Source organism: Flavobacterium sp. T12S277 (assembly GCF_048514875.1).
In the GTDB taxonomy this organism is placed as follows: Bacteria; Bacteroidota; Bacteroidia; order Flavobacteriales; family Flavobacteriaceae; genus Flavobacterium.
Genome location: NZ_JBLYEG010000031.1, coordinates 1 through 10,501 on the forward strand (window position 1 = coordinate 1; position 10,501 = coordinate 10,501).

Sequence of the window (10,501 nt, forward strand, 5' to 3'; positions counted from 1 at the left end):
AATGCCGTGTAAAGAACTTTTAATTCTAGCAAGTTGTTATGTTCACCCTTTAACCGCTTTTAGAAGAGATAAAAATAAAAAATGTATTTGCAAAAATATTACCACAAAGGTAATGGCAAGTTGTGTTCTAAGCTGCTTGAAATACTTTCCGCAGCTCAAAACCACTTGCCCTTGCAGGGGGCTGAAAAAAACTCCAAAGTCGTTTTTTTAGTAATTATGTGTCCATTTTAAAACGATCAAAAATGGATCGTTTTTTACAAATTTTGGATCGTTTTTCGTAACAATCCTTCAAAAATATTGACTTAATTTAGCCCTATAAAACATTTACAATGTGATAATTAGTTGTTCTTAGATTGCATAAATCAGGCTGATTTGATAAGCGCGCATGTCATTATTGCGTGATAGGATACAAAGTTTTTTTACACTATGTTGACATATTCCAGCCTTTTTATGTCTTACTTTTTGGCAAAAATGATAAAATGACTGAAAATGATATAACTTGGCGGGATTTTGGCAACTAGACTTCAAAGGGATCGAACTAATTTAGCACTTACAAAACACTAACAATATGATTGTTACACAGCGCTTAAGCTATCAAGGTTAGGCTGATTTCGTATGTCTTTACCTTATTGTCAGCCGTGATTCGTTAAAAGCTTAAAAGTGAAAACATGAAAACAGCAGAATTTTTTAAAACAATATAATCACTATAATCTGACGGCTTTATATTTTACTATTTATATATGCATCCATAAGCAAAATATTAGATTTTGAAAATTTTGTTATTCAACGAAAGTCATAGATGGCAGTTGCTGTCCGTTTTTGGCATACGATTATCCCGAATTGACAAGAGTTAATTATTTATTTTATACAATTTTACATCACAAATTTTCAATTACATTACAATGAAATTTAACCTACGATATAAGTATATTTTTATAGAAGTAATCTCCTTCCTATATGTAGTGCTATTTGTATATGCGGCGGTAAGTAAATTGCTTGACTTTGAGAACTTCCGCGTACAATTGGGGCAATCCCCTTTATTAAGTGCTTTTGCAGGAGTAATTGCATGGATGGTACCGATGCTGGAATTATTTATCGCATTGCTTATCGTTTCAAAAAGATGGAGGATTATTGGTCTTTTTGGTGCGCTGGGTCTAATGATTATGTTTACCGCATACATTTTCATTATTTTAAATTACAGCTCCTTTGTCCCTTGTTCCTGTGGAGGAATTCTTGAAAAGTTAGGATGGACAGAACATCTTTTTTTTAATTTAGTTTTCATAATGCTGGCAGCAGCAGGTATCCTGCTATTGGCCGTAGGGGTGCCAAAAGTGCACCTAATTTCAAAGCCTGCTGCACTCGCCAGTGCCTTTTCGTTAACTGTTCTTTTTAGTATTGGTATTGTTGCCCTGCTATTTATGTTGTCAGAAGACATCATTCATCACCGAAATAATTTTGTTCGCCGTTTTCCCGGAAATGCTGTAAAAGTTAATGATATCAATCTAAAGTTTAGTTCCTATTATTTTGCCGGAGCTTCAAAAGACAAGATATACCTAGGCAGTCATACTGCGCCATTATTAGTGACAATGCTCGATACAGCCTTACAGAACAAAAATGAATTTAAGATTCACCCCAATAGGACAGATTTTTTATTCCAGTCCGTCCAAATCCGAGTTTCACCTCCGAATTTTTATCTTATTGACGGATATGTTCCTGTTATTTTTAAAGGAAATATAAACAACTGGAAAGGCTATGTAAAATGGAACGGGGCTACAACTTTTTCCCATTATCAGCTCATGGATTCGCTCACATTAGCATTCCGCTCCAACAGTAATATAAATGGGGAAAGTGTACTGGGGTCTCTTCATTTTGGCAGCAAACCAAAAACACGTTTCAATACAAGCCTGTTACAAAAACAGATTGATGGAATTTTTGATGTCGATGGAACCTTGCATTACAATCAAGACACTCAAAAGCTGGTCTACATTTATCTCTACCGCAATGAGTTTATTGTAGGGGACAAGGCGCTTAATTTAAACTATCGTGGCAAGACCATAGACACCATCAGTAAAGCCCAAATTAAAGTGACTACTGTGGCAAGCCAGCAGGAAATGAAATTTTCAGCACCTCCTGTAATTGTCAATAAAACAAGTGCCGTTTGTAAAAATTTATTATTTGTCAATTCAGCACTGTTGGGAAAATATGAACCTGCTGAAATGTGGAAGGATGCCAGTGTAATTGATATATACGATCTTAATACCAATTCCTATCAGGGTAGCTTTTACATCTACCATATTAAAAATGATAAGCTAAAAAATTTCTTTATTCTCAATGACAATTTTTATGGATTTATAGGACCGTATTTGGTTCATTATAAATTAAGCAGGAAACTCACAAACTCGTATCAAAAATAAAACTGAAATCACTCTATGAAAATATACAGCGCTGTGTCAGGGAAAAGATCGAAAACCTGTGAAAGAGTAGATCGCTAACATTAAAATTATAAATCATGAAAACAAATTTTGCAAAACAGGTTTTACCTGTTGCAGTATTTGCTCTTGCGGTAGCAGGTGCTTATACAACCCATGCCATGAATGTGCGTTCTAAAGCAGCAGCGCCAATTCGTGGGTACATCAAACTGAACCCTGAAGCAACCTCTTGTGAGGAGCATGATATGTGTTCAACAACCAATAATGGAACCATCTGTAGAGTTGGTTTGCTGCCAACTGGTGCGCAATTATTTGGTAAAAATTCGGCTAACGAATGTAAGGTTCCGGTTTACAAACCTTGATTTCATTGCTTGTAGAAATGGCAATGCAGTTCCTTATGGGAACTGCATTGTTTTTTTATGATTGGCTGTCTTATTTTTTTAAAACCATTGTGGCTTTTTTTCTCCTTTTAAATAATAGTCAAACCACTGTTCAATTCTTTGAGTTAAATCTTGCTGATGCTTTTCTTCTATTAGTACATGCTCTTCTCCGGGATAAAGCAGCATCGTATTTATCTTTCCGAGCCGTCTGAGCGCCAAATAAAACTCAATACTCTGATAATAATGCACATGGTAGTCCTGCTCGCCAGCCCATGACAACAGAGGTGTGCTTACTTTGTCGGCATGATATATGGGAGAATTATGCAGGTATCTTGTATAGTCTTCATAAAGCGATTTACCTATTCTTAATTGACCGAATTCATAGTGCCAAAAATTAGGCTTTTGCATATCCGATATATACAGATAACCGCTTACATAATCTGTAATAGCTGCGCCTGCCACTGCGGCTTTAAACATGTTAGTCTGTGTAATTATGTAATCCGTTTCATACCCGCCATAAGAATGACCAGTAAGACCTACTCGAGTACTGTCAATGGATGATTCACAGGCAATGACTTTTCTGGTAGCGGAAACAACACAATCTACTGCCGAAGATCCCGGATTTCCAATTTCATAAACAATATCGGGTAAAAACACGAAATATCCTCTTGAAGTAAAATTGGCAATATTAAATCCTGTTGGGTTGTTTTTGGATGGATTCACATAGTTATACAATTCTTTTGATTGCTTTTCGTACACATGCACCACCATAGGATATTTTGTAGTAGCGTGATAATTTGCCGGATAGAATAAAACGCCATTTAAAACCGTGCCATTGGAGTTGGTATAGGTTATCAGCTTGGAGCTTCCCCAATTGTATTTAAAATGCTGTGGGTTGCTTTGAAACAGTACTTTTTCTTTTGAATTTCGATTCTCTTTAAATAGTAACCTCGGGGGTGAATTAAAGTTTTCCTCAACATAGACGTAAGCTTCACTCTTTACAGAGGTTATAAACTGGCTGGTGTGCATTTTCTTGTCCAATAAGGGCTGTAAACCATTTTCCTTATCCCAAAAACAATATCCTGTATGTTCCAACGACTCAGTTTTAATCAGTAATCTGTCATTAAATCCAATTAATCCTTTATAAGTACCATCATAATTCATTTTATTGGACTCTTCCTTAGATTGGAAAACAATCCTATAGGTAGTTTTATTTTCGCGTCCCCTAGTCAATCGTAAAGCAGCTGAACCGTCACTGGCAAGGCTCCAGATATCATACTTGTCATAAACAAAAAGTGTTTTATCTCCTTCTATCCATCCCGGATTACCAAAAGGGCTTGCTTCTTCAGGACAGTCTGACTCATTATCTGAAAAAAACACTCCAAGTTCTTTGGTGAGATTCCTGTTCAGTCCCGTCAGTATATCATAAACCCACCAATGGTTGTTTTTAAAATAAACCACATACTTTCCGCCGGGAGACACAGAAGTCCACTGAGAATTTCCTGACTGATTTTGAAGCACTAATTTCCGATTTCCCGTTTCCAGTTCCGAAATATAAAAATCCAAATTGCCATCATAATTTGCCTGCGGTTCATATTGTTGTGGATTGTAAAGCAAGGCTTGTTTTTGGTCTCCGCTTAACATCAGGTGCGGGAGTTCATCGTTAGTAATACAGCTAAATCTATTCTGCCGGGGCCACCATACCGCTACTTTGGCTATTTTATCCCAGCCGTCAATCTGGACTTTTGATGGATAAATAAATTTATCTGCCGTGCTCCAAATTTGAACCTGAGTAATATCGGGTGGTATAATAGTCTTCTGTAATCCGAAAAATATTCTTTGTCCATCCTTAGCAATCTGTAGATTGGCAAAAGACGAGGAAATAATTTGCATGTCTATTGGAAAATCTTCTTGTAAAACAGGATTGAAAATGGATAATTCATGTTCCGAAATTTTGTAATAACCGATGCAGGTACGAGCGGTTTTATTGTCCAGAGGCTGTTCTAAAAAAGCAACGGAATTTCCATTTTCCTGCCAAACGATATCGGAATATTCAACTGAATTAATACTACTCGCTATTACGCTTATTGTCTTATCGCTTAGATTCATGATAGCAATTGTTGTTGCATTCCCGGACTTTGTAGTATATACTATTGCACTGGTCTTTTGATTGTACCAGTAGTTACCAATATCATTTAAAACCACAGATTGATTAGTGGCTAGATTTTTTAGTTCCAATTGTTTTTTCCCTTCAGCTTCCCGTTTTAAAATGATTATATCTTTGGTATCCGTCTTCAAATCGTACTTGATTACCCCTTGTATAATTTCCTGTTTGGATGTAAGCAAGTCGACAATTTTCAATTCTTCTTTTGCACTCATCATACAAAACCGATTGTCTCCACTAAACTCTCCTTTGCTTGCTCCAGGGAAACTAAAGGTTCTTGTTCCTTTACTATTTTTAACAAATAAGGTGTCACTGCCATTTTCATACGAAATGGAAAAACTCACCCATTTTGCGTTTTCAGAGAGTTTCTCGACTTTTAGATAACTCCATAAGTGATAATCGGTAGCCGTAAGCTGCTTTTTAGAATTGTTTTGCGCGAAACCAAAAAATGAGAGTAGTAAAGCGGTTATTACCATATAGAAAACCGGCACTCTATTTCTTAGAGCGCCAGTTTTCCTGTTATATTTTATGTTATTATATTTCATTTTAGTAACCCGGATTTTGAGGATTAAGATTCGGATTGAGTGAAAGTTCCGATTCAGGCAGTGGAAGTAATCTGTCTGTAGTATTCCAGCCAACTTTTACTGGTGAGAGTATTGCATCCAAATGATTCGTTCTCTTTAGATCGAAAAAGCGGTGTCCGAGTTCTGTAAAAAACTCCACTCTTCTCTCATGTAATATGGCGCTCAGTATATCTTGCTGACTCACCGCTGTTGTGGGTGCAAGGCCAGCCGTGTTTCTGATTTTATCCAAATCCTCTTTTGCTCCAATAAGATCACCTTGCTGTGCGCGGGCTTCACTGCGAATCAGGTATTGTTCTGCCAAACGAAATACTATAGAATACTCCAAGGAACTCGGAGTGTTTGATTTCTGTTTGTACTTATTGGCATGGTACCAAGTGTCCGTACCATTGGTAATGGCATGAGTCCAATGATTCTTTCGCTCGTCTCCCGTTTCAAATTCACTCATAAGTCCTGTACTTAAAGCCACTAGTGATGGCGGTGGTGCGGTAAAGATGAATGTTTCGCCTTCCTGAGTGTTTTGTCCACTGGTTTTCGGCATAAACTGCCAAATCGTGGTGGTACTTTCTTTTAAGAATATCGCATCCAGATTGGTTTCCCAAGCGTATACCCCGGTATTGTTTAGGGTATAAGAAGCCGCATTTGCCGCTTCTGCCCACATGCCTTTGTAAAGATAAACCCTCGCCAATAGTGCCATCGCTACGGATTTATTCGGACGCACACGGTCACTGGAAATATAATCTTCAGGTAATAATGAAACGGCCAGTTCCAGATCACTTATGATATGGGAATACAGCTCAGCAGAAGGCATTCTGTGCGCCACTTTATTTAGCTGATAGTCTGTAGAGATGATATAAGGAACATCACCATAGAGATTGACAAGGTAAAAATGCAGTAGCGATCTAACAAACAAAGCCTCACCGGTAAGCTGGCTTTTATCGACTGTATTAAGTGCTGTGGAAGCATTCACCCCTTCAATAATCGCATTTGCAGCATAAATTTGGTTATAACTACTGCTCCACCAGTTAAAGACCTCCGAATTGGAAGCAAGTAGGGTATTGTTGTAAAAGTTTCGGGTTGTTCCGGAAATATCGCCGTAATACACAAGTTCATCCGCATAGTTTCCCATTTGATTGGAGATTCCTGCAACGCTTCCACTTAAAATACCATCGTCGCGCATTTTAGTATAAATACTTACTATAGCTGCATTTGCGGTAGCCCTGTCCTGAAAAACGGCGTTTGCCGTTAGTTGTGAGGACGGAAGGTCAACCTCAACAAAATTATCACAGCCGCCCAGAAGCACCATACAGGACACAAGTAATCCTATTAGAAGCCTGTGGTTTACTATTTTGATTTTATAGTTTTGGATAAAACGTAAAAATGATTTCTTTTTCATAATGTTTAAATTAAGAAGTTAAAAAGTAAGCTGAAGCCCGGTTGTAAATACCTTTAAAGGTGGAAGGCTTGTTGTGAATCTGGATTCGGGGTCAGCACCCTTATAGGAAGTGATCGTGAAAAGATTCTGTCCCTGAAATATCAATCGGCATTTTACTCCTTTAAGCCACTGTTCAGGGATAGTATAAGACAATGACAAATTTTTAAGCCGTATGTAAGAGGCATCCGTTATCATGGCATCACTGGCATAAAACTTGTAAAATGCATCCATAGCTTCACTATTTACCCCTGTGGTGTACTGTTGATAGGTGGCAGTATCTCCGGGGTTTTGCCAGTGGTTCATGACCTGCACAGGCTGATTGGCCATAGCGCCAGGTAGTCCAGTACTATATGATCCGTTATAGTTCAGCTGATTGACAAACTGAAAAAGAAAATCCAATTGCCAGTTTTTATAGGTAATGGTATTTTGAAATCCACCGAAATATTTTGGATTCAAATCACGGATAGCCTGTTTATCCTGCGGCGATGTAATTAAACCGTCTGCATTGAAATCCTCAAACTGGTAAATTCCTGTTGTAGGATCTATTCCTGTGTAATGGTATAATTTCTTAATATTTAAAGGCTGGCCTATTACATACTGATTCTCATAAGTTGAGCCTTTCAGATCGGGAAAAGACAACAGTTTGTTGCGGGCGATTGTCAAATTAAAACTGCTTGTCCAGTTAAAGGATTCTTTTTGAAAGTTTACCGTTCTAAGGATAAGCTCGATCCCTCTGTTTTGAACGGTAGCATCTAAATTTGCCTGTATCGAATTAAATCCAGTTGTAGCAGGGAGTGGAATTCCGACCAATTGGTTGGAAGAACAGTTGCTGTACCAGCCCACTGTTAGAAATATGCGGTCTTTTAAAAAACCGGTTTCCAATGCCAGTTCTAATTTTTTATTGGTCTCCCAGCCAAAATTGGGATTAAACAAACGTGTTGGTTCCAGACCATTTATACCACCATAATTGTTTCCCGATGAACCATAAGTGTCTAAAAACTGGTAGTCCCCAATCTGATCATTTCCGGTAGTACCATAACTGACTCTTAATTTTCCAAAACTTAAAAAACCAAGGTTCTCTTTTACGAATGTTTCATTTGAAAACAGCCATGCGCTTCCAATTGCTCCAAAAGTTGCGAACTGTCTTCCGGGGCCAAATCTGCTTGAACCGTCCCTGCGTCCGGTAAGATTTAAGATGTACCTCTCATTCCATGAAAAATTAGCCCTCCCGAAAAAAGCTTGATATTTATAGATCGATTCACTATCTACCAAATCAAATACATGAAAGGCTGAAGAAAGGCTATAAATCAGGCCGTTACTGCTAAATCCGTCCGCTTCCTGTACCAATTGGTTCGCAGTCTGCTGTTGAAATGTACTGCCAATAAGGATTTCGGTTTTCCCTTTGCCAAATTTTTTCGACCATGATATTTGGGGTTCCATAATCCATGATTTTCTGGTAGTGTTATTGACATAAATTGAGGAGTATTCACTGCCTAATCCATAAGCAGGATCATACATGCTGGAGGGCTGAGTCCGACTGTCATCAAAACGCGTATCGGTAAAACCAAAACTCGCTTTAGCAATTAAATTGGGAAGGATATTATAAGATAGTAAGCTATTGGCAAAAAGGTCGTTAGATCTTGAAGTGTATTTTCCTTCCAGATTACTCATGGGATTATTCCAAGTGCTGTTTTCCCAGTTTAAATTGCCATTTTCATCATACAATGCAGGAGCATTGGGTGGTAGAAGAATAACTTGTTGGGTTATATCAATTCCCGGCTGGTTATTTTCCTGTGCCGTGTAGCCCATAGAAAAATTGATATGAAATTTTTTGTTTTCGGATTCATGGTTCAGATTTGCATGCAAATTTCCTTTACGGTAATTGTAGTTTCCGGGGAAAACTGTAGTTTCCTTATGAAAATTACCGTTGATAAGGAATTGTGTCCCAGATGAGCCTCCTGATACAGATGCCTGCACATCATTAATCTCTGAAGTTCCTCCAATGAGTACTTTTTGCCAATCTGTATAACGGTTTTGATCCCATGTTCCATTGACGTCATAATCGGTTGGGCCGTAAGGGATACCATCATTGATAAAGGCTTCTCGCCGCATTTGCAGGTACTGCTGTGTATTCAAAAGTTCCATCATGCGTGTCACTGATCCAAAACCACCCGATACATTTGCAGTAAATCTTGTTTTGCCTTCCTTGCCTTTTTTAGTGGTTATAAGAACCACTCCGTTAGCTCCCCTTGAACCATAAATAGCGGTTGCATCTGCATCTTTAAGGACTTCAATACTTTCTATATCTGCTGGATTGATACTGCTTAAAGGACTCGTTGGACCGGGCAGAACAATTCCTGTCAGATCAGAACCTACAGCATCCGAGGAGTAAGGAACGCCATCGATAATATATAACGGTCTGTTCCCATCAGAGCGTAAACTGTTCTGTCCTCTGATTTGTATATCGAAACCGCCTCCGGCTACACCTGTATTTTGAGTAATATTAACACCTGCCATGCGTCCCTGCATAGCCGCAAGCACATTGGTGACAGGCTGCTTTTCGATATCTTTTGAACTGATTTTTGAAATGCTTCCGGTGCGTTCACTGTTCTTTACAGAATAATAACCTGCATTAATCTTGACTTCCAGTAAGGAAGTCGCATCTTCTCGCATTTGCACATTAATTATTTTGCGATCCCCAACAATAATTGTTACAGTCTTAAAACCAAGGTAAGTAAAAATAAGAGTGTCGCTATGAGATACATTTATGGAAAATTTGCCATCGAAATCCGAAAAGACTGTTTTTTGTTGGCCTTTGACTGTAATACTAACCCCGGGAAGGGGATTTGTACCATCGGTCACTGTACCCGTGACCTGCGATTGTTGTTGTGAAACGGAAAACCGCAAGGGGTTCCGTGCTAAGGCTGGCGTACAAAAGAGGTAAAACCCGAAAATAAACGGATACCAAAGTGCCGCCAACCCTTTATTTAATGAAAAAGTTTTCATAATATTGGGTTAGTTTTAATGAGACGTTAGTTTTATTAGCTTTGGTCCTCTATACTAGTTTGTCGACGGGTTAGAGGGCCTTTTTTTGTGCGATATCCATTTGGAAGCATGTAGACATCACTACAAAATTTACCAGTTTTATAGCCTGCAACTGTACAATGACTAACTCAAAATGTAAGGACAGCACAGGCATTAAAATGGCTTTAATCTTTTTTACTTCATAAGCATGTAGGTTTATTGGTTAAATAATAATTAATTACGAGACCATTAAATAATGAAGTACGCTAAGAATAAAACTGAGGAAAATCTGGAATAGAGCCCAAAAAAAAGAGGCGCGGAACTCAGCTTATTGCTCACGAGGTACTGGTATACCCACACGCAAATAAGTGAGCCCTTTAGTTTTGTGATATAATATTTCCATAGTATTTATTTTAATTGTTTTCATGGTATTTAATTTAAATTATTTCCCAAATATACAAAATTTTATTAAAAAGACACTAATAAGA

5 protein-coding genes are annotated in these 10,501 nt (G+C 38.0%); 2 read left to right on the forward strand and 3 right to left on the reverse strand.

Going from position 1 to position 10,501, the window contains the following annotated elements; genetic code table 11:
- Positions 1-902: 902 nt before the first annotated feature.
- Together ACN1CN_RS22195 and ACN1CN_RS22200 are read left to right on the forward strand one after the other, a co-directional pair.
- Positions 903-2,414, forward strand: coding sequence for a MauE/DoxX family redox-associated membrane protein (locus ACN1CN_RS22195; RefSeq protein ID WP_419137790.1), 1,512 nt, complete (start codon positions 903-905; stop codon positions 2,412-2,414).
- 95 nt (positions 2,415-2,509) lie between these two features.
- Positions 2,510-2,791, forward strand: a complete 282-nt coding sequence (locus ACN1CN_RS22200) for a DUF6520 family protein (RefSeq protein WP_419137792.1) — start codon at positions 2,510-2,512, stop codon at positions 2,789-2,791.
- Between the two features lie 78 nt (positions 2,792-2,869).
- On the opposite strand, the gene ACN1CN_RS22205 is transcribed toward ACN1CN_RS22200, so the two are convergent.
- The 3 genes from ACN1CN_RS22205 to ACN1CN_RS22215 are packed head-to-tail and all read right to left on the reverse strand — an operon-like array spanning position 2,870 to position 9,995.
- Positions 2,870-5,518, reverse strand: a complete 2,649-nt coding sequence (locus ACN1CN_RS22205) for a S9 family peptidase (protein ID WP_419137794.1) — start codon at positions 5,516-5,518, stop codon at positions 2,870-2,872.
- Position 5,519: 1 nt separating this feature from the next.
- Complete coding sequence (locus ACN1CN_RS22210) at positions 5,520-6,950, reverse strand: RagB/SusD family nutrient uptake outer membrane protein (RefSeq protein ID WP_419137796.1); 1,431 nt, start codon at positions 6,948-6,950, stop codon at positions 5,520-5,522.
- 18 nt (positions 6,951-6,968) lie between these two features.
- On the reverse strand, positions 6,969-9,995 hold the full coding sequence (locus ACN1CN_RS22215) for a SusC/RagA family TonB-linked outer membrane protein (protein ID WP_419137798.1): 3,027 nt from the start codon (positions 9,993-9,995) through the stop codon (positions 6,969-6,971).
- Between the last annotated feature and the right edge of the window lie 506 nt (positions 9,996-10,501).

Coding starts and splice junctions, on each gene's coding strand:
- ACN1CN_RS22195 (WP_419137790.1), top strand. CDS start 903: ATGAAATTTAACCTACGATATAAGTATATTTTTATAGAAGTAATCTCC.
- ACN1CN_RS22200 (WP_419137792.1), top strand. CDS start 2,510: ATGAAAACAAATTTTGCAAAACAGGTTTTACCTGTTGCAGTATTTGCT.
- ACN1CN_RS22205 (WP_419137794.1), bottom strand. CDS start 5,518: ATGAAATATAATAACATAAAATATAACAGGAAAACTGGCGCTCTAAGA.
- ACN1CN_RS22210 (WP_419137796.1), bottom strand. CDS start 6,950: ATGAAAAAGAAATCATTTTTACGTTTTATCCAAAACTATAAAATCAAA.
- ACN1CN_RS22215 (WP_419137798.1), bottom strand. CDS start 9,995: ATGAAAACTTTTTCATTAAATAAAGGGTTGGCGGCACTTTGGTATCCG.